The following is a 22,676-nucleotide window of genomic DNA, read 5'->3' as shown; positions in this document are numbered from 1 at the left end:
TGATTAAAGGGTGATTCTGGTGCAAAAAGTCATATGAACAAAGTTTTGTTTTTAACTATAATACATCTTGACAAGGAAATGGGAGAAATAAGGTCTAATGACAGGATGTCATTAGCTAATCGAACTCAGGATGAGTTCATTGATTTGGAAGCCTTATTTCGACCGCTGACGAGTTTTAGATGTATCAATTAAAAACACTTTACTTATGTGAATAGACTTTTTGCACCAGAATCAAGGTTTGCTTTTTACAGTTACATCAATTTTTATTTAATATACTTTTCTTGAAGGATAAAAGCAACTAAAAAAGAAAAGATTAATATATACTTTACAAATGTAACATGTTAACAGATTAAGTATGATTCGGCAAATAACTTCAACCATAGGAGGAATCATTATGAAATGTACTGGAATAGTAGTTGAATATAACCCCTTTCATAATGGACATCTCTATCACATAGAAGAATCAAAAAAGCTTACAAATCCCGATGCAATAATAGCAGTAATGAGTCCCAACTGGGTCCAAAGGGGTGAACCGGCAATTATTAATAAATGGGCAAGGGCAGAAATGGCATTAAAGCAAGGAGTAGATCTTGTATTAGAGCTGCCATTTATCTGGGCTACCCAAAGCGCCAAAGAATTTGCTCAAGGCTCAATTGCTATATTAAATGCAACAGGATTAGTTAAGTATCAAACCTTTGGTAGCGAAAGTGCTGATTCAGACTTTTTAACACAAGCCGCTGAAATATTAGAAAAAGAACCTGATAATTTTAAAATAGAGTTAAAAAAATACCTTAAAGAAGGATATAGCTATCCAAGAGCTTCAGCTAACGCCCTTAACAATTTGACTAATATAGATAAAGAATTAACTCCAAACGACATATTAGGAATCGAATATATAAAATCTCATTTAAATTTAAACACCGGCATTACTCCTATGGTCATAAGGCGAACTGGAAGTAACTATCATGACAAAGAACTAACAAGTAACCTTGCAAGTGCCACAGCTATAAGGAATGCCCTTAAAGAAAATAAAATCATTAATAGCTACGCCCCTGAATCAACCATTGAAATACTTACAAAGCATGATAAAAATTTTGTTTTTTTCAAAGATCTAGAAAAATATCTTATCTATCGTTTGAGAACATCTTCACAAAAAGAGCTGTCAGAATATATCGGTTGGGAAAAGGGACTAGAAGACAGATTTAAAAAATCTGCAATATATAATTCTGACATTGAATCCATATTAAATCAAACTATCACTAAACGTTATACCAGGGGGAGGCTAAATAGATATCTTATTCACCTTTTAGTAGATTTAAAAAAAGATAAAGTTAATTATTTTAACAAAAAAGGTCCTGCTTATCTAAGAGTCCTTGGAATGAACAAAAGGGGACAAGAAGCTTTAAAGAATATGAAAGACACTGCCACTTTACCTGTCTTAACACGACCTGCTAAAGATTTAAGAAAGCTAAGTCCCTACGCAGAAGCATGTTTCAGAGAAGAAGTTAAGGCCACTTCCGTATACAATCTGCTTATCAATAAAGAAGGAAATGATGATTTCACTAAAAATGCAGTCATCACTTCTTCTCCCTGAGTTCTTCTAAAAAATCTAGAGCATCGTCTAAATCTTCGACAATTACAGCATCAAAATCGTCGTAAAACTCCTCCACATAGTGTGCAATCCATTCATTTGCTTTAGGTGCAAAAAAATACCTTACTCCTTCACTCTCGGCAGCTACCATCTTATGCCTTACACCACCTACTGAACCAACTTCTTCATCCATATTAATAGTTCCGGTACCTGCTATTTTTTTACCTGCAGTTAAATCATAATCGGTTAGCTGGTTTTTTATTTCGAGGGCAAACATCAGACCTGCAGAAGGTCCACCAATATCACCTGAATCTATCTCTATGTCAATTGGGAAAACAGGTGTCCACCCAGATGTTTTAACAAATATTTCAAGTGCAGCACTTCCAGGGCTATTCGGACTTTCAACGGTCTTTATGTCTTTTTCGTAGATTTCACCTTCTCTTTCAAACAATAGATTTACAGTATCTCCTATTTGTCTGTCTTTGACTTTTTCAACCATTTCTTCAGCAATTGGGATCTCTTCGCCGTCTACTTTCGTAATCAGGTCACCTTCCTGCAAAATACCATTGGCAGGACTTGTTTCAGGAACTTCCATCACTTTAATACCATCACTTTTTACTTCTATATCATAACCTATTCTTTTTAATGCGATAACTTTCGACATATTTTTACTATCTTCCATGTATTGATTCATCATTTCCCGGTAATCATCAACTTCCATATCTTCAGGAAGGACATCTTCTCGTTCAACCAGTTCTACATACGGGTTAAAATAGCCATAAAGCCAAACCAAAGCATTTGCCCTGGTCTGATTAACAGTGGTTAGATAGAACTCTCCATCAGATATATTTTCACTTCCTTCAACAACAATCAATTCGCTTAAAGGTTCTATTGAGCCAGGCCTAACTAAGTAATAATCAGTCGATATCATAAACATTGTTACAAGCGCAAACGCCAAAATCACTATAAAAACCACAAAGCCTTTAATGATTTTTTTCAATTTTCACCCATCCTTTTTATAAGCCCGCACTCTATCTTTATAGAGCTCTTATCTCTTCAATCATCTCCATACAAGCTTTCTCGCCTATATCAATTGCTTCTTGTACTCTATCAAACTGTCCAGGTTTAATAACACTTAAATCAGGCTGTATAAGTAAATCACAGTCATTTATTTTGTAACTCATTATTTCCTTTTGCATTATACTCATACTTTGTATAATAACATCAAATATATTATTAACTTTAGCATCTTCTACCTTAAAGTCCACATCAACTGCAATCACTTTGCTTGCACCTAATTCACGACAAAGGTTGATTGGTACTCTATTAACAACTGCACCATCAACCAAAACTCTTTCATTTTCATCTTCATAAGGCACGAAAATACCCGGTATCGATGTGCTTGCTCTAATTGCCTCAGCCAAAGACCCTCTTGTAAAGGGTATCTCTATTCCATTTTGTACATCGGTTGCAATACATGCAAAGGGAATTTCTAGTTCTTCTATTTTATAATTCTTTGTTATTAATTTTAGCACATCTAGTATTTTTTTTCCTCTTAATAATCCTTTCCTGGGAACTCCAACATCCATCCATTTTCTATGATTTAGTCCACATGCAAGGGCTTCAATCATATCAATATCCATTCCTCTTGCATATAGCCCCCCGATTAGACTGCCCATACTGCACCCGGTAATACAATGTATTGGAATTTGTTCCCTTTCCAAAAATTTAATTACACCTATGTGGGCAAAACCTCTTGCAGCTCCTGAGCCAAGGGCCAAACCTATCTTCTCGTCCAAATTTACCACTCCTTAAAGTGTATAACACATGAATTAAGCTTATATACATCTTATATATATGTAGTATCAAGTAAAAACCAAATAATTGCTAAGGGGGAATTATATTGCATAATACTATAATAAATAAAATTTTTCATTTCATAATTGCCTCTATTGCAGTTTTTATAACAATTTCAATGGTATTGTATCCTGAAACAGCTTTTGACGGTGCTTATGATGGCTTAACTATTTGGTGGAATGTTGTTTTCCCTGCACTTCTTCCTTTTTTTATAAGTGCTGAAATCTTAATGGGGTTAGGCGTTGTCAGATTTATGGGTACTCTTTTGCAACCTATAATGAGACCAGTTTTTAATGTTCCAGGTGTAGGATCATTTGTCATGGCCGTTGGATTAGCATCTGGATTTCCTCTAGGATCTATTTTGACTGCAAAAATCAGAAGAGAAAAGCTATGCACAAAAACAGAAGCAGAGCGTCTGATATGTTTTACCAATACTGCCGACCCATTATTTATGTTTGGAGCCGTTGCTGTAGGTATGTTAAAAAGCCCGTACCTTGGCACCATCATAGCCATTGCGCATTATCTATCAAGCTTTAGTGTCGGTTTGTTAATGAGGTTTTACAAAAAAAACAGCTCTGACGTTACCCCCGAAGAAAAAAAACATGAGAATATAATAGTTAGAGCTTTTAGATCAATGACTGAAGCCAAAAAATCAGATGGCCGTCCTTTTGGGCAGCTTATGGGCGATGCTATAAAAAATTCAATCAATACACTGCTCTTAATTGGCGGCTTTATAATATTATTTTCCGTAATAATCAATATATTGGACATAATTGGTATTACTGGAGTAATAAACTCTATATTATATAGCATCTTCTATCCATTTGGTGCAACTCCCGAGATTATCGACTCTTTCATAAATGGTTTCTTTGAAGTCTCTCTTGGCTGCGAAAAAGCAGGTACGCTTCCAGATCACATACCCCTTACAAGTAAGTTAATGGCTATCAGTGCTATAATTGCCTGGAGTGGTATATCTGTGCATGCGCAGGTTGCTAGTATCACTAGCGATACCGATATAAATATTATACCTTTTATATGTGCTAGAATAATACACGGCTTCCTAGCAGCTATATATACAATACCTGTATCTAGAGCTCTATTAGACAAATCTGGTCAACCGGTAATCGCTAGCGAAAGTATTGTTACTACTCCTACGGAAATGACTTTTCTTGATACTTGGACTTTTAGTTTAAGTTGGTTCGGGCTTATTTCAGTCATAATAGGAGTTAGCATTGCAGCTTTAGTTATTATATATCTTTTAATTAATGGAGCCAGGTTAAAATCTTTTAAAATCTAAGCTAAAATAATTTCACCTTGTTTGATTTTCTCAGAAATAAATTCATTTACTTCTTCAGGTACAAGTTGATCTATACAGCCTCCAAAATATAAAATCTCTTTAACAACACTAGAACTTAAATAAGAATATTTATCATTTGTCATCATAAAAACAGTTTCTACTTCTGGAGTTAGTTTTCTATTAGTTAAAGCCATTTGAAATTCATTTTCAAAATCAGAAATAGCCCTTAGACCTTTAATAATTATCTGAGCTTGCTTTTTGACTGCATACTCAACCAAAAGACCTTCAAAGTGATCAATCTCAACATTTTCAAGTCCTTTTGTTATTAGATCTAACATTTTTTTTCTATCCTCAATTGAGAACATCGGATTCTTTTTGTGAGGGTTATTTAAGATAGCAACAATTACTTTGTCAGAAACCTTACTTGCTCTTCTTATAATATCCAAATGTCCCATTGTAGGAGGATCAAAGCTTCCAGGATAGATGGCAGTCTTCAATTTATTTCACCTCTTTTATTAAAAATGTTAAATAAGTTCCGCCATATACTTTTTGTTTTATTATACTCCATTTAATAGTTTTTTTGACTTCACAAACTTCTTCTAAATTTGGTAATTCCTTTGAACTGTGTTCTATCATTAACAGTCCATTGGATGTTATTATATCAGGTAAGTAATCATTAGATAAAAGTTCATTAATATGATTTTGTTCATAAGGAGGATCAGCAAATATCAAATCATACTTTTTTTCTTGATTTTTAAGTTTCTTGATGCAATTATACACATCCCCCCTGATAAGTTCACTTTTATTTTCAAATCTGCATACTCTGACATTTTCTTTTAAAGTATTAAATGCTGTCCTGGAAATTTCTACGAAGGTACAATAATTTACTCCACGGCTTAATGCTTCAATACCAAGGTTTCCTGTTCCAGAAAATAAATCTAATACTTTCATGCTACTATTCAAGTTTAACATACTAAATAGTGATTCTTTTATCCTGTCAGAAGTTGGCCTTACCTTCTCGCCTGGTAATGTTTTAATCCTTTTATTTTTTGCACTACCTGCAATTATCCTCATTTTAGCATCACCTTCTATAACAACTTTATTTTACCAAGACTATAAATAAATTTCAATTTTACCTTAAATCTTGTAAATTAATGTATTGATTTTACGAGAATTGTACATAATAACTAGTGAAGAGTTAATCCCCATAAGCTCTTCCTCCGGTTTCTCCTCTCCCAATTCCAGGGACAAATATATTGTCCCTGGTTTATAAAATATATAATATAGAAGTGGCTCTCCATATATGGAGAGCCACCTTTAAAAGGAATATGTTTAACCCTGTTGCTGTCTTATTGCTGTTGGTTTTGCTGATTAGCAAGTTGAGTTTCATAGGCTTGAATCATCTTTCTTACCATGTTCCCGCCTACTGCACCACAATCTCTAGAGGTAAGGTTGCCCCAATAATCGCTTTGAGGCGGCTGGATACCAAGTTCATCAGCAACTTCGTACTTGAATTGATATAATCCTCTCTCTGCTCCTTCAACTAGAGCTTTGTTTCTTTTTTGTCCAGTACCCATTAATTTCACCTCCTTATATCTTTCTTATTCCTAGTATGTCACGACATAGTCCTTTAATACTAGAAGTGTTTTCCTTATATAAAAAAAAGACCATATAGGTGGTCTAAAAAGATGAAAAATCTCGTAAATTGAATGGTACCAGACAGTTATTAATAGATATTTAGTTATACTGCATATATAGCTATCCCAACGGTTCCAGGTCCAGCATGAGTGCCTACGATAGGTCCTAACTCACTTACTATCTTTTCATTATAATCAATTCTTTCTTTTACATTATTTTCTAATTTTTCGATTTCATCGGGGGTATTAGCATGCATAATGGCAACATTAACCTTTTCGTCAGTAAATTCTTTTTCTATTAGTTCAATGATATAGTTTAGACCTTTTTTTCTACCTCTTACTTTTTTTTGAGGAACAACAATTCCTTCTTCTAGAGCCAGGATAGGCTTTACATTTAACAAATTTCCAACTAGAGCCTGAGCTTTACCTATCCTACCACCTTTTTCTAAGTATTCAAGGGTATCAACCATAAAATATGTTTTTATTTTGTTCTTTAATTCATCTATTCTTTTCAAAATGCTATTTATATCTTCATCCTTATCAGCCATTTTGGCAGCTTCTAGCACCATCATTCCTAAAGAAGTACTAGTTATCCTAGAATCAACAGTATAAATATTTATATCTTCTTCAGACTCACTGATCATATTATTTGCTAAAACTGCAGACTGGTAGGTACCGCTAAGTTCAGAAGATATATGAATCGAGATAATATCGTCTCCACTTGAAGCTACTTTTTTATACAAGTTCATAAAGTCTCCCGGCGATGGTTGGGAGGTAGTTGGATGATGTTGGTCAGAGCTTTCCAATAGTTGATAAAAATTTTCAGCCGTTAAGTCAATACCATCTTTGTAAACTTTCTCACCAAAGTGTATATTTAATGGTATAACGTGTATATTGTATTCCTCAATTAACTTTTTTGGCAAATCACAGGTACTATCTGTAATAATTTGAATGCTCACCCTTAGTTTCTCCTCTCTTACAAGTATCTATTCAACCGAAAATATATAATAATACAATGGCTGCCCGCCGTGATACATTTCTATTTCCTGGTCAGCAAAATTTTCTTCAAGCTTATCTTTTAAAGCCATGGAGGATTCCCTCAAAGTATCTTCGCCAGTAAAGATGCTAATAATTTCTATATCATCGTCTTCTACAGCTATATTCAAAGTATTAAAAGCTACTTCTTCCACATCACTTCCAGAAGAAACAATTTGGCCTTCCAAAATACCAATAATATCTCCTTCTTTAACAAATATTTCATCAACCTTTGTCTCTCTTACAGCATATGTTACTTCACCGCTAATTACATCTTTTGCATTATCCTGCATTTTATTCTTCTCATCATGTATATTCTCAGCATAAGGATCAAAATCTATTAGTGCAGATATTCCTTGAGGTATTGTTTTGGTCTTAACTACTTCCACCTCTTTATCGGTCAGATCAACAACTTGCTCACAGGTCATAATAATATTTTTATTGTTAGGAAGTAATATAATTTTATTGCCTTTTGCTTTTTCAACTGCATCTAATATATCCTTTGTACTAGGATTCATGCTTTGTCCACCAGCAATAACTTCTGAAGCTCCCATACTCTCAAAAATTTCCTTCAAGCCATCTCCATTGGCAACAACAATTAATTTTATTAGATCTTCATTTATATCTTCTATATCTTCTGTTATATCTTCTGTCTCTTCCTTTACAGTTTGCTCAGTATTATCTTTATTTATAAATTCTTTATGCTGATTCTTCATATTGTCTATCTTTACATTTGATAACTCCCCAACATCACAGCATTTTTCTAAAACTATGCCCGGGCGGTCAGTGTGAATATGTACTTTTATTAAATTTTTGTCACCTACAACCAGCACAGAGTCTCCTAGTGATGAGAGTTTATCTTTCAAAGGGTTTTCATCTAAATTTTCCCCGCTTACCAGAACTTCTGTACAATATTTAAAGCCAGAAAATACATGGCCGGCTTCTTTACTTTGCAGCTCATAAGGTTCAACTTTGTCTTGATCAATAACTCCAATTACATTATCCCTTTTCACACTACTGTAATCATTTGACAATCTTTTATTTAGCCCTTCCAAAAACCCCTTATAAATTACTAAAAGACCCATTCCGCCGGCATCAACTACTCCAGCTTCTTTAAGTGCTTTTAATTTGTCAGGTGTTTTCTCAAGACTTTCCCTGGCACATTCTATTACATACTCTAACATATCTCTAAGAAATGGGTTTTTATTATTTTTTAGATATTTTTGTGAGCCCACTGCTGCATCTTTGGCAACAGTTAATATAGTACCTTCAACAGGCTTTAATACTGCTTTATATGCAGTATTAACACCATTTATTAATGCCTCACTAAAAACATAAGGATCAAATTCTTTGCGATTACTAAAAGTCTTTGTAAACCCCCTTATCAACTGGCTCAAAATTACTCCTGAGTTCCCTCTAGCACCCATCAGAGAACCCGTAGCAATAACACTAGCAATATCATCCAGGCTTTCTAGCTCTTCGTCCTCAAGCTCCTTGCATGCAGCCTGCAATGTCAAATTCATGTTGGTTCCTGTATCACCATCTGGTACAGGAAATACATTCAAAGCGTCGATACTGGATTTTGAGTGAGAAAGTAGATTTGCTCCTTCTATAAACATAACTTTCAAATCATATCCATCGAACTTTTCTTCAGCCAATTTATTATAGCCTCCTTTATTCCTCAACCCTGATGCCTTGTACATTTATATTTACTTCATCCACTTCCAAACCTGTATTAGTTTCTAAGGTATATTTCACCTTGTCCATAATATTTTGGCAGACCTGGGATATATTAACCCCATAACTGACTATAATAAAAACATCCACAATAAGTTTTTCACCTGACGATTTGATTACTACGCCTTTACTTAAATTTTCTCGCTTTAACAGTTCCCAAATCCCATCTTTAAATCTCTTTGATGCCATTCCAACAATTCCATAACACTCTATAGCAGCAATACCAACTATATCCGCTATCACATCTTCTGAAATAATAATTTGACCATACTCGGTGTTCGAAGTATTTCCCATTATTAGCCCTGGTAAATAACCGGGCTCCACCTCCTTTAGCAAATTCTTTTCAAAATGTTATTTTTTACTAAATATGCTACATTAATTTATTTTTATATCTTAATTTCTAAATATATTTTTCAATGAAAGGTAAAATAATTCCTTCTTTATAGATAAATATTTAAAATACCTTGAAAGTTAAACTTCCCTATGATAACATTGGAACAGTCTTAATTTATTTGTTAAAAAGGAGGTACTAAAAATGGCTAGTGTCTGCGAAATTTGTGGAAAAAGCTCCAAAACAGGGTTTAATGTTTCTCACTCAAATAAAAAGACAAAAAGAAAATGGAACCCAAACATACAAAAAGTTAGAGCTATAGTTGACGGGTCCAAAAAAAGAGTAAACATTTGTACTAGATGCTTAAAGTCAGATAAAGTAACAAGAGCACTCTAAATAAAAAGCGCTTAAGCAAGCGCTTTTTATTTTTTGTCAAAAATCTTTAATACACCTCTAATAACCTTACCAAGAACTTTTGGTAACTTTAAAGTATAAAATTTCATTTAACCCCTCCCTGATGCCTCCTTAATCCTTTATATGCAATTTTCAGTCAGCAACTTCTAAATAAAATCCACCCGCCAAAAATCATCATACAACCGGCCAAAACATACCAAAATTCTTTTGGTATTACCTCATTAATTAAAACAATACCACCAACAGCAAGTAAAATACCTACTAACTTCCATATAATCATATGCCAGCTAAGTAATAAGCGCACTAGCATCCACCCCTCACCATTGAGGTAAATTAACTACTAATTTTGATATATTCTATTATTTAATCATCTAAAACGTGAGAGGTGAAAACGATATTTTTTTAAATTTATGCAAAAAAACAAAAAAAAATGCTGCTATTTCTTAAATTGTATTAGTAGACTTTAGTTGTTTTATTATATCTGCTGGGTCTTCATCTCCTTTAAAGATAGCAGAGCCAGACACTAAAATATCTGCACCAGCCTTTATCACACTTGGAGCAGTCTTGGTATTGATTCCACCATCAACCTGTATCTTCCATTTTCCTCTAAGCTGTTCCCTCATTGTTTTTATTTGCGAAATCTTGTCAATAGAATTAGGCAAGAAACTTTGGCCTCCAAATCCCGGGTTAACACTCATGACAAGAACTAAATCAAGCTTTTCAGATACCCAATTGATAATTTCTGGAGGAGTAGCAGGGTTTAAGGATACCCCCGCTTTTATCCCGTAATTTTTTATCTTTTCAAGGGTTCTATCAAGGTGTAAGCAGGTTTCACTATGTACTGTTATCAAATCCGCACCTGCATCCTTAAAGGCCTCAATATATTCATCTGGTTTTGAAATCATCAAGTGAACATCTAAAAAAATAGAGAATTTACTTTTTATACTTTTAACTACCATTGGACCAACAGTTATATTAGGTACAAAATGCCCGTCCATTACATCAATATGTAACATAGATATCCCTGCATCTTTAATTCTTTTAATTTCCTTTTCAAGACAGATGAAATCTGCAGATAGTAAAGATGGTGCTATTTCAACCATGATATGCTGCTCCTTTCTTTAATTCATTCAAAAACTCAAGGTAATTATTATATCTGTCTTCATATATCTCACTTCCAATTTTTTCTTTAACCTCACACCCAGGCTCCTTATCATGCAAACAATCATTAAACTTACACATTGCTGAATACTCTTTAATTTCCGGGAAAGATCTATCTAGTTCTTGATAATCAATACCTTTAAAATTCAATTTGCTAAACCCCGGTGTGTCAGCCACATAGGTGTTTTCACCCAGCTCAAAAAGAGTTACTTGCCTGGTTGTATGCTTACCTCGACCGGTTTTTTTACTTACTTCATCAGTTTTTAAAGAAAACCCTGGTTCAATGGCATTTATTATGCTAGATTTCCCAACGCCAGATGTTCCTGCTAACACAGAGGTTTTATCTGACAGTTTCTCTCTTAAATTGGATAAACCTGTTTTGTCTTTAACACTTAAAGCTACACAATCATATCCTATACTTTTATATTTATCTTGTATTTCTAACCCTTTATTATTATCTAAATCCAGTTTGTTAACACAAATTAAACTTTTCGCCTTATTAAAATAACTTAATACAAGAATCCTATCTAATAGTTTGTAGTTTGGATCAGGTGCTTTAGCTGCAATAACAACTACTACCTGGTCAATATTTGCCACATATGGCCTTTGCAGTTCATTTTTTCTCGGCATAATTTCTTCAATAACACCCTGATCAGCTGAAATTTTTTTAAAATTGACTCTATCTCCGACTAATGGCCTATACCCCTTTTTTTTGAATAACCCTCTAGCTTTACAAGGCAAAATATCTCCTTCTATAGTTTTTACATAACAAAATTCGCTAGCAATCTTGACTATTTTATTCTCCAAAAACCAATACACCTACCCTTTTAAATGTAGTTAAGAAGCATTGATAACTCACATCATAATTTAATTGGATTGATTTAGGCTGCAAAAGTCATATGAACAAAGTTTTGTTTTAAATTGCAATACATCTTGATAAGGAAGCAGGAGAAATAAGGCCTAATGACAGGATGTCATTAGCTAATTGAACTCAGGATGAGTTCTTGGATTAGGGAGCCATATTTCGACTGCTGACGAATCTTAGATGTATCAATTAAAAACACTTTACTTATGTGAATAGACTTTTGCAGTAAATCCGGTATTTATTGAAATTCTTCTATGGAAAGTTTGATAAAGATTCTCTTAGTAATTGCCCATCCTCGTCAAACTCTTTTATTTCAATTGTACCTGACTCTACACCTTCAAATGTCATGGTACTACCATCAGGTTCTCCTTCAAATACTACTCTTTCTCCTATTTCATCACTAATAATAATTTCTACCTCATTATCCTCTGGAAGATCTTCAATTTCTATCTCTTCGATATCATAATCATCTTCAAGTTCATCAATATCTTCACCTTTAGAAACCCAAAAGTCAGCACTATCACCGGGCCTTACTTCTTCTCCAGGATCAGGCCACTGATCAAGGACCAACCCTCCAGGAGATTCATCACGTTCATATATGTTTCTAATTTCCAGTTCTAAGTCATCTTTTACTTCTTGTTCAATAGATTCAAATTCTCTGTTCACAAAGTCTGGCATCTCTACTGGCTCGCCGCCTCTGCTGACTTCTACTTTAACAGTAGCCCCCTGCTCAACCTGAGACTCTGCTGAAGGGCTTTGTCCAAAAACCTCATCCCTATCTTTATCAGAATTATATTCTCGTTCTACTTCAACCTCAAAACCTGCTTCTTCAAGTTCTATAACCGCTTGCCTTCTTTGCATACCAACAACATCAGGCACTTCTACCTGCTCAGGTCCAAGGCTGATAGTTAAGTTAACTTCTCTTGTTTGTCGTATCACCTCATCAGGAGCAGGGTTTTGGTTAATTACATACCCTGTCTCTACCTCAGGGTGCGAAACTTCATCAGAAACAGTACTAGAAAGTCCTTGTTCTTCAAGTAATTCTTGTGCTTCTGAAAGAGATATACCTTCAACTTCAGGAACACTTACCTCTTCTACTACAAAAAATTCCATAAATCTATTTATTCCTAAGTTAACTCCATAACCTATTATCGCTAGTACAAAAATAACTATAACTGTATTTCTGATTAATACAGTATTTTTAGGCTTTTTTTTCTTACTTCTTCTTTTTGACATAGAATTATTCTCCTTGTCATTTGTCGTCGCATCATCTATTTCACTAATGGTACTATTTGTACTATTAACACTATTACTGCTGCTGTTACTGTCTCTCTTTTTTGGAAATTTGTCAGCTCCAATAGGTATTTCCATTGTAGGACTATCATCAAGGGAGTATGACTCATCAACATGATAAAAATTGTTATTATAATTTTCTAATTGATTATTCCTCTGCCACATTTTTAAATCTTCTAAAAAGGCCTCAATGCCCTGGTAGCGACTTGCTTGTTCTTTTTCTAGAGCTTTTAAAATTATTTTTTCTATACATTGTGGTATTTCAGGATTCAGCTCTTTAGGAAACACAATGTCCTCTTGTAGATGCTTTAAAGCAACAGCAACAGGTGATTCACCAGTAAAAGGAAGCTTACCTGTTAACATCTCGTACATTACAATACCAAGAGAATATATGTCGGATTTTTCCCCGGTAAAACCACCTCTTGCCTGTTCAGGAGAAAAATAATGAGCAGAACCAATTATAGTCCCCGCTTGATGCGTTATAGTAGACTCTGAAGCTGCTCTTGCAATCCCAAAATCGGTTACTTTCACCCTTCCTTCAGAAGTTATTAATATATTATGTGGTTTTATATCTCTGTGAATTATATTATTATTATGGGCATGAATCAAAGCTTCAGAAATCTCTATGACTATATTAACAGCTTCTTCGATTTTAAGTGGAGCCCTCTCACTTATTAGCTGTTTTAATGTTTTTCCATAAACATATTCCATAACAATATAATGATGGTCATCTTCCATCCCTACATCATATATGTTAACAACATTAGGATGAGTAAGGCTAGCAGCGGCTTTAGCTTCCCTTCTAAATCGTTTTATAAAATCTTCATCATCAATAAACTGGCTTCTCAGTATTTTTAGGGCTACATTTCTGTCAAGCAAAGTATCTTCTGCCTTATAAACTGTTGCCATCCCACCGCTTCCGATTTTTTTAATAACCCTATATCGGTTCTTTAATAATCTGCCGGTCATTTAATTTCACCTCTGAAAATTTCTGAAAGCTCTTTTGGAGCAATTAGACATACAGTAATATTATCAAACCCACCGGCTTCATAAGATGATTTAACAAGTCTTTTTGCAGCATTCTCAATACTATTATGACGTTTTATTATAGTTAAAATTTCTTCATCATACAGATGAGACGTCAACCCATCACTACATAACAATAACACTGTCTCGTCACTAAAATCATAATTATAGATGTCCACTTGTATATCTCCAGAAATCCCTAGTGCATTAGTCAAAACATTTTTTTGAGGATGGTTTTCAGCTTCGTAATTGTTTAGTTCTCCACTTCTAAGTAACTCATTAACCAGAGAATGGTCTCTTGTAATCTGTTCCATTTTATTATCTTTAATCAAATAAGCTCTTGAGTCTCCTACATGTCCTATGACTACTCGCTCATCATATATAAAAGCTGCTGTTAAAGTAGTTCCCATCTCTTTAAGTCTAGCCGTATCTTCTTTAGCGGATAATATTTTTTCATTGGATTCTTTAAAAAATTCTTTGTATAAACGTGGGGAATTAGTTTCAATATATTCTTTTTCTAAGTATCTCTCTTTGTTTGTAACGGCCTCTTCTAATCCTTTAATGGCAAGATAGCTAGCCACGTCTCCCCCTTCATGACCACCCATACCATCAGCTACAGCATAAACTACTAACTGTCCCGCTCTCAACCCATCCAAATAATTATCCTCATTCTGTTTTCTCACATATCCCCTATCAGAAAGACAATAAGATATCATATCTTCACCCCATGAAATTCTCTATTTACACCCGTGTGAATATTTACTTCGAAGCTGGCCACATGCACCTTCAATATCTGTCCCGCGCTCTTTTCTAATTGATACCGAAATTTTATTCTGCCTTAAGGTTTCATAAAAATCATTAATTTGTTTTTGCTCTGGTCTATTCATATTAAATTCATCAATTGGATTTACAGGTATTAAATTAACATGACATAATAACCCTTTTAATAATCGTGATAAATCCTTAGCTTTTTTAATACTGTCATTAACCCCTTTTATCAATATATATTCAAAAGTCACACGTCTACCCACTTTATCCATATATATTTTACATGAATCTAAAATATCCTTTATTGAATATTTTTCATTAATTGGCATTATTTTAGACCTTGTCTTATCATCAGGAGCATGTAATGAAATCGCAAGGGTTATAGGAAGCCTTTCCTCAGATAATTTTATTATTTTAGGTACTATGCCGCAAGTTGAAACAGTTACATTTCTATAACTAATACCAAGCCCTTTTTCGCTGTTAACTGTTTTTAAAAAATTTATCAAATTAGAGTAGTTGTATAGAGGTTCTCCCATACCCATCACTACAATATTTTTAATACTTTCATCATCATCTGAATATTTTTCAGAGAGTATAAATTGATCAAGCATCTCTCCAGAGGTTAAATTCCTAACAAAACCACCTTTTGAAGATGCACAAAAAGCACAAGCAAGTCCACATCCAATCTGAGAAGAGACACAAATTGTATTTCCATAATCTTGTTTCATTAAAGCGCACTCTAATAATTCCCCATCTTGAGTCTTATATAAAAATTTTTCTGTTCCATCTTCATTAGAAATCATTTTTTTAACCAGGGTCAATAAATTAGTTTCTAATTCATTTTTTAAATTTTCCCTTAAATTATTAGGCAGGTTTGTCATTTCATCAAACCTGGTTGCCTTTTTCTTATATAGCCAATCAAGTATCTGATCTGCCCTATAAGATGGTTCACCCATCTCTTTTATCAAATATTTTACTTCATCTGTCGATAGGTTTTTTATAGCTTTTTTAGTCTTTGACATTATTCTCACAACCCTTTTAATCTTATAATATCTAGAGTGAGTATATCAGAGGGATTTTTACTAATCAACTTGCAAACAAGTCAGAAAAAATCCATCACCACCATCTATATTAGGTAAAAACAATACACCTTCTTCAGATACTCTATACGCTTTTTCTAAAGCTTTTTGGGGGATAATTTTGTTTGGCTCTTCCACTCTAACTGATGAGTTTTCATCTAAGAATTCACTTATCAAAGTTTCGTTTTCTTCGCTAGAAATCGTACATGTACTATATATTATTTTTCCTCCAGGTTTAACTAGTTTTATTGCTTTTTGGAGCAATTCTTTTTGCAAGCTCTTTAAAGAATCTATTTCTGTTTCATTTAATCTCCATTTTAACTCCGGCTGCTTTCTTAATACCCCAAGTGCTGAACAGGGTGCATCCACCAAAGATATATCAAAATAATTATTATAACTTTCATCTAAAACTGTCCTTGCATCTCCTTCCAAAATTTTTACTATATTAACACCCAACCTTTCACAGTTCTCTTTTACAAGGTTTAATCGGTGAGGATAAAGATCTACAGCTAATATTTCACCTTTATTCTGCATCATCTGCCCCATATGGGTTGTTTTTCCACCAGGTGCACTACACAAATCCACAACTTTTTGTCCGGGCAAAGGAGCTGCAAGATAACTTACCAGCATAGAATTTATATCTTGAATATAAAAAAGCCCCTCCTTAAACAAAGCTAGTTCTTCTATTCCTCTTAGCGAGTCTATTTTTATAGCTTCAACTGGATACAAGGCATTTTCGGCAGGGAGATTATATTCATTAAGATTACCCAGCAATTCTTCTTTGTCAGTTTTTAATGTGTTTGTTCTTATATATGTATCAGATATTTCATTATTTGCTTTACAGATTTCAATTGTCAAATTTTCACCAAACTCATCAAGCCATTTTTCAACCATCCAGGTAGGATGAGAGTACCTGACAGAGATATATTTTACTAGTTGCTTTTTAGAGCTATCTTTAACAGGAAGTTGGATGGTATCTTTTTTCCTAATAAAATTTCTAAGTATTCCGTTTATAAAACCGGCTGCTTTTTTCTGTTTCATCATGTGCGCTACCTTAACAGTTTCGTATACAGCAGCTCTTGATGGTACTCTATCCAAAAATAAAAGTTGATACAATCCAAGCCTCAGTAAAACTAAAACCTCTAAAGAGATTTTATTCAAAGGTTTCTTTGACAATTTTTCTAGATAAAAGTCAATAAGCCCCTGCCACTGTAATACACCATAAATACAGCGAGTAGCAAGGGCTTTATCTTTGACAGATAAAGTATTCTGTTTTAAATATTTATTCAATAAAATATCACTATAGCCCTCTTTAGAGTACACTTCTTTTAAAACTATAGCTGAAATATATCTCGCGTTGCTATTTTGTTTCTTATTATCCATTTAATCTCTACCTCTTAAAATTAGTAGTCTAATCAAATGAGCAAGAGCCATTGCAGTTGCAGCAACATAAGTCATAGCAGCAGCTCTTAATACTTTTTTGGCTCCTCCTAGTTCCTCTCTTTCAAGATAACCTCCACTTTCAAGAACTGCTACTGCCCTAGAACTTGCATTGAACTCTACAGGCAAGGTTATAATCTGAAATAGTACTGCAAAGAAAAATATAGCAATCCCAATATCCATCAAAAATCCTGTATTAAAGATAAAACCAATAATAAAAAGTGGCACCCCAGCTCTAGAGCCTAAATTCGCTGCCGGGAAAACCATATTTCTTATATTAAGAGGAAAATACCCGTGAGCATGCTGAAGTGCATGCCCTGTTTCATGGGCAGCGATACCAAGGGCAGCAATAGAACTACCATTATAAATATCTGACGAAAGCCTAACAGCTTTTTTGATTGGATCATAATGATCAGATAGCTGACCACCTGTTTGTTCTACCGAAACATCAGATAATCCTGCCTTATTTAACAGCTCTCTTGCAACTTCTGCCCCTCTATAACCTCTTCTGCTTTTTACCTTTGAAAACTTGTTATAAGTACTTTTGACCTTTGACTGGGCATATAATACAAATAAAAATGCTGGAAGAACAAGTACAAAAAATAAAATCATACCTTCTGTAGTGTAGAAGAAAAACATTCTCTAGATTCACCTCCTGAAGTTAACTCTTTAAAGTAAGCTTCAACTTTAGAAACATCAACTGTGGTATCCATACAAGGGCCGTATGGTCTATTATTAACTAAACCTAATACCGGCAAGGGGCTCGCATCCAAAATGCCACTGGTTAAGTCTCTCTCACAAGCTACAGCTACAATCAACTTGGGTCTTAGCTCCTTAACGCATTTTCTTGCTAAAGTACCACCAGTTGCAACTCTTATATTTACATCATATCTGCGAGTCAAGTCTATTAAGTCTGCTATCTTACACCTGCCACATTCAACACAATTACTTATATCGTTAGTTATCCTTTTTGAACAATTTGAATCTTGTAGGCAGTGGGGTAATAATAAAAGTAACTGGTTACCTTTTAAACCACCACTAAACTTTTGCTTTTTTGCTTCTACTAAATGATTATTAACTTCAACAAAAGAACGTTGAATCTTTGCCTGGGTGATTTGAAATAACCTACCAAAATACATAATCACCGGGAAAAATAAATTCAATGTTAATTCTATTAGTCTACTCAAAAAAGGATAATATCTTTTTCTAACAATAGTAAGCGTTATCCCAAGTAGCCCAAAGCCTACTAAAACCACAATCCCAATTATTAAAGCAGCCATTATTATTAATATTGAATTAACGACAAGGCTATCACTATCAGTAAAAGTCAAGTAACCTAGATAAGAAACAAAAAATAGCATTATTATAATTACCATTAAACCAAGTCCAAGAAATAATCTTTTTTTTGCCTGCATTGATACTCCTCCTAGATCAACCTAGTACTTCACCCATCTCCATAGAATACCCTCTCAAAAAATCATTTCCTTTTAACTTTTTCTTGCCTTCTGGCTGCAGACATGTAAGAGTTATTAACCCCTTCTGGCACTGCACGACTGGCCCATCATCATCAATCCGGATAATTTCTCCTGCTACCCCTTTTATTTCACTATCATCAAGATTTTTGCTTTCCCACAGCCTCAACCTTTTATTTTGCCAGTAAGTATACGAAACAGGCCAGGGATTTAAGCCTCTGATTTTGTTGTAAATAGTGCCCGCATCTTCATTTTCCCAATTTATTTTTAAATATTCTTTAGTAAGTTTAGGTGCTATAGTAGCTTTTTTTTCATCCTGTTTAATTTGAGTTATTTCTCCTTGCTCTATTTTCTTAATAGTCTCTAAAAGTATTTTTGGAGATACTTTTTTGAGTTTATCATGAACATCTCCAGTAGTGTCTTCATAATGTATGGGGACTTTTTCCTGGCTTAGTATATCGCCTGTGTCCATTCCTTCATCCATTGACATTATAGTTATGCCTGTTTCCTTTTCTCCATTAATAACAGCCCAGTGAATAGGCGCTGCGCCTCTATACTTTGGCAAAAGAGATGCATGTACGTTAATACAATCTATTTCAGGAAGTTCTAGTATTTTACCTGGAATTAACTTGCCATACGCCATAGTAACAATCAAATCTGGCTTTAACTCTTTTAGTCTATTATATACTAATTCGTCCTTAAGGTCATCAGGTTGATATACGGTTATTTCTCTCTCAAGACAATTTTCTTTAACAGGCGTTGGGGCAGTTTTCTGACCTCTTCCCTTTGGTTTGTCCGGTTGTGTTACAACAAGTTCTAAATTATGCTCGCTATCAATAAGCGCATTTAATGTTGGAACTGCAAATTCTGGAGTCCCCATAAAAATAATATTTAAACTCATACCTATCTCTCCATATCTTCTTCAATTTCTTCTTCAGGCTTTATTCTTAAAGCAATATCAGGCAAAGTAACACCACGAAGATGATCAATTTCGTGCTGCAGTACCCTTGCTAAAAGATCTTTAGCTTCAATCACTATCTTTTCTCCATTCAAATCCATTGCCTCTACTTTTACTTCTTCTGCTCTTTCAACTTCACCCAAAATACCAGGAAAGCTTAAACATCCTTCAGTAGAAATCATTTTTCCTTTCTTCTCAACAATAGTAGGATTTATTAATTTATACACATTATTATTTTCTTCTCTAGTATCAATTACTATAACCTGCTTTGATATCCCTATTTGAGGAGCCGCAAGTCCAACTCCCTGGGCATCATACATCGTATCTAACATATTTTTAACTAATTTTTCTATTCTTGGAGTTATCTCTCCAACTGGCTTAGAAGACTCTTTCAAGACCGGATCATCCTGTGTCCTTATAATTTTTATCGCCATATAGATCAAACCTTTCTTTTATAATAATGAAATAGGATCTACATCAACAATAAGCCTTTCTGACTCTGAAAGTTTATTTTCAAATTCATCCAAGTTATTAATAAATAATCTTTTTTTAAGATCATCAAGATTACTGCCTTTTATAATTACATGCCACCTGAAATCACCCCTTAGCCTGTAAAATGGACATGGGTAAGGGCCTAATATTTCTATTTGTTCACTTTTTGTTTTATTTATTTCACTGACTATCCCTTCTATTATATCAAACATTAACTTTCCCTGTTTCATTATCCAATTTTCAGATGGACCTTTTATTTCAAATTTTATCATACTTTTATATGGTGGATAGCCCAAACTTTTTCTACCATCTAGCTCTTTATCCGCAAATTTTTCATAATCTCCTTCTAAAACAGCTCTTATACTATAATGCTCCGGAGTATAGGTTTGTATTATCACTTTTCCAGGCTTTTCACCCCTGCCCCCACGGCCAGCAACTTGAGATAACAGTTGATAAGTTTTTTCCCCTGCTCTAAAATCAGGTATATTCAGTATCGTATCAGCAGAAACTACCCCAACCAGTGAAATATCAGGAAAGTCCAGGCCTTTTGCAATCATTTGAGTACCAATTAACACATCAGCCTCTTTATTCTTAAAACTATCTAAAATTTCTTCATGAGCACCTTTTCTAGATGTGGTATCTACATCCATTCTGATTGTTTTTAGCCAGGGAAAATATTTTTTTACTTCCCCCTCTATCCTTTCAGTACCGGCACCAAAACTTTTTATCATTTTGCTTTTACACGTAGGGCATTTGGCCATCAAGGGCTCAACATAATCACAATAATGACAGCGTAAGTAATCAGCTTTTTTGTGATAAGTAAGAGAAACTTCACACTCAGGGCACCTAATTACATATCCACAACTTCTACATAAAACAAAAGTAGAATATCCCCTCCTATTTAAGAAAAGAAGTACTCTACCATTATCGTCAATTGCTTCTTTGATACCTTTAACAAGGTGCCTACTAAAAATACTTTTGTTGCCACCTTCTAACTCTTTTCTCATATCTACAAGTTTAAAATTTACTTTATTATCGCTTATTCTCTTTTTTAACTTGGTAATTTCATAATCTTCTTTTTTCACATGATAATAACTTTCTAAAGAAGGAGTCGCACTCCCCAAAATCAAGCTTGCCTTATTTAATTCACATCTTTTCTTTGCAACTTCTCTTGCATGATACCTGGGAGATTCCTCTTGTTTGTATGCATTTTCATGTTCTTCATCAATTATTATCATACCAAGATTTGAAAATGGCGCAAAAACAGCGGATCTTGCCCCTATTACTATATTAACTTCTCCTCTTAAAACTTTTAGCCATTCATCATAGCGTTCTCCAACGCTTAATCTACTATGAATCACCGCAACACTCCGACCAAAGCGACCGACAAACCTTGAAACAGTTTGTGGTGTAAGTGAAATTTCGGGGATCAAAACTATTACTTCTTTCCCTTCTCTGATCATCCTTTCAATCAAATGCAAATAAATTTCAGTTTTTCCACTTCCAGTTACACCATAAATCAAAACAGGTTTTATATTTTTGCCCGAAGTTTCTTTTATATCTCTAAATATAAATTCTAGCACACTTTTTTGCTCTTGTGTAGGAGATTTGACCGGGTAGTCAGGTAGTTCGTTGTAATTTATAGGATTTCTATAAATTACTTTTTTATTTAAATCTATAATTCCACGTTCTTGCAACCTCGTTACAGGTTCTTTTGTGCAATTACAATTATATTTTATATCTTCCAAAGTAATTTCTTCAGATCTACCTTCTAAATATTCTATTATCTCCTTTTGTTTTTTAGCATTACCAGGTATTTTTGCATTTCTAAGATCTTCGTAGTTAAAATTAACTATATACTCATATTTCGAAACATAATTTAGCAGCAGTCCTCGTGGCAGCATTATCTTTAAAATTTTTGATAAAGGGCAAATATAATATTCTTTCATCCAGCTACCCAGTTCAAACAGTTCAGCAGTAATTACAGTTTCATCTATAACAACAGAGCTTACTTTTTTTACTTTGGCATCATCTAAACCATTCAGGTTATTTGTCAAAGAAATGACTATACCATTAACCTTTTGATTCTTAAAATAGACATTGACCAAAGAGCCAATGTCTATTTTGTGTGATAATTCTTCAGGTATCTTGTAGGTAAAAGGCCTGTCTATAGAACTGTGAATAATATCCAAAATCAAAACATTACAGTATTTCATTTTCTCC

25 protein-coding genes are annotated in these 22,676 nt (G+C 34.0%); 4 read left to right on the top strand and 21 right to left on the bottom strand.

What is annotated here, in order from left to right; translation table 11 throughout:
* Nucleotides 1-33: 33 nt before the first annotated feature.
* Entirely contained in the window at nucleotides 34-192 is a 159-nt protein-coding gene (locus tag ACONDI_RS04385; protein WP_241080267.1) for a hypothetical protein, read from the top strand.
* A 202-nt stretch (nucleotides 193-394) separates the two neighbouring features.
* Nucleotides 395-1,594, top strand: a complete 1,200-nt coding sequence (locus tag ACONDI_RS04380; protein WP_241080266.1) for a nucleotidyltransferase — start codon at nucleotides 395-397, stop codon at nucleotides 1,592-1,594.
* Here ACONDI_RS04380 and ACONDI_RS04375 read toward each other — a convergent pair.
* Both ACONDI_RS04375 and ACONDI_RS04370 read right to left on the bottom strand, forming a co-directional pair.
* Nucleotides 1,578-2,591, bottom strand: coding sequence for a YlbL family protein (locus ACONDI_RS04375; RefSeq protein ID WP_241080265.1), 1,014 nt, complete (start codon nucleotides 2,589-2,591; stop codon nucleotides 1,578-1,580). The genes ACONDI_RS04380 and ACONDI_RS04375 overlap by 17 nt on opposite strands.
* Nucleotides 2,592-2,628: 37 nt before the next feature.
* Complete coding sequence (locus tag ACONDI_RS04370) at nucleotides 2,629-3,390, bottom strand: patatin-like phospholipase family protein (RefSeq protein ID WP_241080264.1); 762 nt, start codon at nucleotides 3,388-3,390, stop codon at nucleotides 2,629-2,631.
* A gap of 104 nt (nucleotides 3,391-3,494) precedes the next feature.
* Here ACONDI_RS04370 and ylbJ point away from each other — a divergent pair, with 104 nt between their 5' ends.
* On the top strand, nucleotides 3,495-4,745 hold the full coding sequence (ylbJ, locus tag ACONDI_RS04365) for a sporulation integral membrane protein YlbJ (RefSeq protein ID WP_241080263.1): 1,251 nt from the start codon (nucleotides 3,495-3,497) through the stop codon (nucleotides 4,743-4,745).
* On the opposite strand, the gene coaD is transcribed toward ylbJ, so the two are convergent.
* The 6 genes from coaD to ACONDI_RS04335 all read right to left on the bottom strand — a co-directional run bounded on the left by coaD (nucleotide 4,742) and on the right by ACONDI_RS04335 (nucleotide 9,448).
* Entirely contained in the window at nucleotides 4,742-5,242 is a 501-nt protein-coding gene (gene coaD / locus ACONDI_RS04360; RefSeq protein ID WP_241080262.1) for a pantetheine-phosphate adenylyltransferase, read from the bottom strand. The genes ylbJ and coaD overlap by 4 nt on opposite strands.
* Nucleotide 5,243: 1 nt before the next feature.
* Nucleotides 5,244-5,837 (bottom strand): 16S rRNA (guanine(966)-N(2))-methyltransferase RsmD, encoded by a 594-nt coding sequence (gene rsmD, locus ACONDI_RS04355; protein WP_277397835.1) that lies wholly within the window; start codon nucleotides 5,835-5,837, stop codon nucleotides 5,244-5,246.
* A gap of 257 nt (nucleotides 5,838-6,094) precedes the next feature.
* Nucleotides 6,095-6,322 (bottom strand): alpha/beta-type small acid-soluble spore protein, encoded by a 228-nt coding sequence (locus ACONDI_RS04350; RefSeq protein WP_241080260.1) that lies wholly within the window; start codon nucleotides 6,320-6,322, stop codon nucleotides 6,095-6,097.
* 164 nt (nucleotides 6,323-6,486) lie between these two features.
* Entirely contained in the window at nucleotides 6,487-7,341 is an 855-nt protein-coding gene (locus ACONDI_RS04345; RefSeq protein WP_241080259.1) for a DegV family protein, read from the bottom strand.
* A gap of 27 nt (nucleotides 7,342-7,368) precedes the next feature.
* Nucleotides 7,369-9,075, bottom strand: a complete 1,707-nt coding sequence (locus ACONDI_RS04340) for a DAK2 domain-containing protein (protein WP_241080258.1) — start codon at nucleotides 9,073-9,075, stop codon at nucleotides 7,369-7,371.
* Between the two features lie 16 nt (nucleotides 9,076-9,091).
* A complete protein-coding gene (locus ACONDI_RS04335; protein WP_241080257.1) occupies nucleotides 9,092-9,448 on the bottom strand; it encodes an Asp23/Gls24 family envelope stress response protein in 357 nt (118 codons plus the stop codon).
* A 241-nt stretch (nucleotides 9,449-9,689) separates the two neighbouring features.
* Here ACONDI_RS04335 and rpmB point away from each other — a divergent pair, with 241 nt between their 5' ends.
* Complete coding sequence (gene rpmB / locus ACONDI_RS04330) at nucleotides 9,690-9,881, top strand: 50S ribosomal protein L28 (RefSeq protein ID WP_241080256.1); 192 nt, start codon at nucleotides 9,690-9,692, stop codon at nucleotides 9,879-9,881.
* Nucleotides 9,882-9,907: 26 nt separating this feature from the next.
* On the opposite strand, the gene spoVM is transcribed toward rpmB, so the two are convergent.
* From spoVM to priA, 13 genes are all read right to left on the bottom strand, one after another.
* Complete coding sequence (gene spoVM, locus ACONDI_RS15805; protein WP_420848179.1) at nucleotides 9,908-9,988, bottom strand: stage V sporulation protein SpoVM; 81 nt, start codon at nucleotides 9,986-9,988, stop codon at nucleotides 9,908-9,910.
* 47 nt (nucleotides 9,989-10,035) lie between these two features.
* Nucleotides 10,036-10,209, bottom strand: coding sequence for a hypothetical protein (locus ACONDI_RS04325; protein ID WP_241080255.1), 174 nt, complete (start codon nucleotides 10,207-10,209; stop codon nucleotides 10,036-10,038).
* Nucleotides 10,210-10,342: 133 nt separating this feature from the next.
* On the bottom strand, nucleotides 10,343-11,002 hold the full coding sequence (rpe, locus tag ACONDI_RS04320) for a ribulose-phosphate 3-epimerase (protein WP_241080254.1): 660 nt from the start codon (nucleotides 11,000-11,002) through the stop codon (nucleotides 10,343-10,345).
* Complete coding sequence (rsgA, locus tag ACONDI_RS04315) at nucleotides 10,995-11,867, bottom strand: ribosome small subunit-dependent GTPase A (protein WP_241080253.1); 873 nt, start codon at nucleotides 11,865-11,867, stop codon at nucleotides 10,995-10,997. Before rsgA ends, rpe begins: the two co-directional genes overlap by 8 nt.
* 310 nt (nucleotides 11,868-12,177) lie before the next feature.
* Nucleotides 12,178-14,187 (bottom strand): Stk1 family PASTA domain-containing Ser/Thr kinase, encoded by a 2,010-nt coding sequence (gene pknB, locus ACONDI_RS04310; RefSeq protein WP_241080252.1) that lies wholly within the window; start codon nucleotides 14,185-14,187, stop codon nucleotides 12,178-12,180.
* Nucleotides 14,184-14,960, bottom strand: a complete 777-nt coding sequence (locus ACONDI_RS04305) for a Stp1/IreP family PP2C-type Ser/Thr phosphatase (RefSeq protein WP_241080251.1) — start codon at nucleotides 14,958-14,960, stop codon at nucleotides 14,184-14,186. Before ACONDI_RS04305 ends, pknB begins: the two co-directional genes overlap by 4 nt.
* 21 nt (nucleotides 14,961-14,981) lie before the next feature.
* Entirely contained in the window at nucleotides 14,982-16,034 is a 1,053-nt protein-coding gene (rlmN, locus tag ACONDI_RS04300) for a dual-specificity RNA methyltransferase RlmN (RefSeq protein ID WP_241080250.1), read from the bottom strand.
* Nucleotides 16,035-16,094: 60 nt separating this feature from the next.
* Nucleotides 16,095-17,474 carry a 16S rRNA (cytosine(967)-C(5))-methyltransferase RsmB gene (gene rsmB / locus ACONDI_RS04295; RefSeq protein WP_241080249.1) on the bottom strand — a complete coding sequence of 460 codons (1,380 nt, stop codon included), beginning with the start codon at nucleotides 17,472-17,474 and terminating at the stop codon, nucleotides 16,095-16,097.
* Entirely contained in the window at nucleotides 17,475-18,170 is a 696-nt protein-coding gene (locus tag ACONDI_RS04290; protein ID WP_241080248.1) for a zinc metallopeptidase, read from the bottom strand.
* Nucleotides 18,140-18,946: a DUF116 domain-containing protein gene (locus tag ACONDI_RS04285; RefSeq protein ID WP_241080247.1), complete on the bottom strand. Its 807-nt coding sequence runs from the start codon at nucleotides 18,944-18,946 to the stop codon at nucleotides 18,140-18,142. The genes ACONDI_RS04290 and ACONDI_RS04285 overlap by 31 nt, the downstream gene beginning before the upstream one ends.
* Before the next feature lie 16 nt (nucleotides 18,947-18,962).
* Complete coding sequence (gene fmt / locus ACONDI_RS04280; RefSeq protein WP_241080246.1) at nucleotides 18,963-19,904, bottom strand: methionyl-tRNA formyltransferase; 942 nt, start codon at nucleotides 19,902-19,904, stop codon at nucleotides 18,963-18,965.
* A 2-nt stretch (nucleotides 19,905-19,906) separates the two neighbouring features.
* Nucleotides 19,907-20,395 (bottom strand): peptide deformylase, encoded by a 489-nt coding sequence (gene def, locus ACONDI_RS04275; RefSeq protein WP_277397809.1) that lies wholly within the window; start codon nucleotides 20,393-20,395, stop codon nucleotides 19,907-19,909.
* Nucleotides 20,396-20,413: 18 nt separating this feature from the next.
* Nucleotides 20,414-22,669, bottom strand: a complete 2,256-nt coding sequence (priA, locus tag ACONDI_RS04270) for a primosomal protein N' (protein ID WP_241080244.1) — start codon at nucleotides 22,667-22,669, stop codon at nucleotides 20,414-20,416.
* Nucleotides 22,670-22,676: the final 7 nt, after the last annotated feature.

Source organism: Natranaerofaba carboxydovora, from assembly GCF_022539405.1.
Lineage (GTDB): Bacteria > Bacillota > Natranaerobiia > Natranaerobiales > Natranaerofabaceae > Natranaerofaba > Natranaerofaba carboxydovora.
This window is presented reverse-complemented; position numbering and strand designations above follow the sequence as displayed.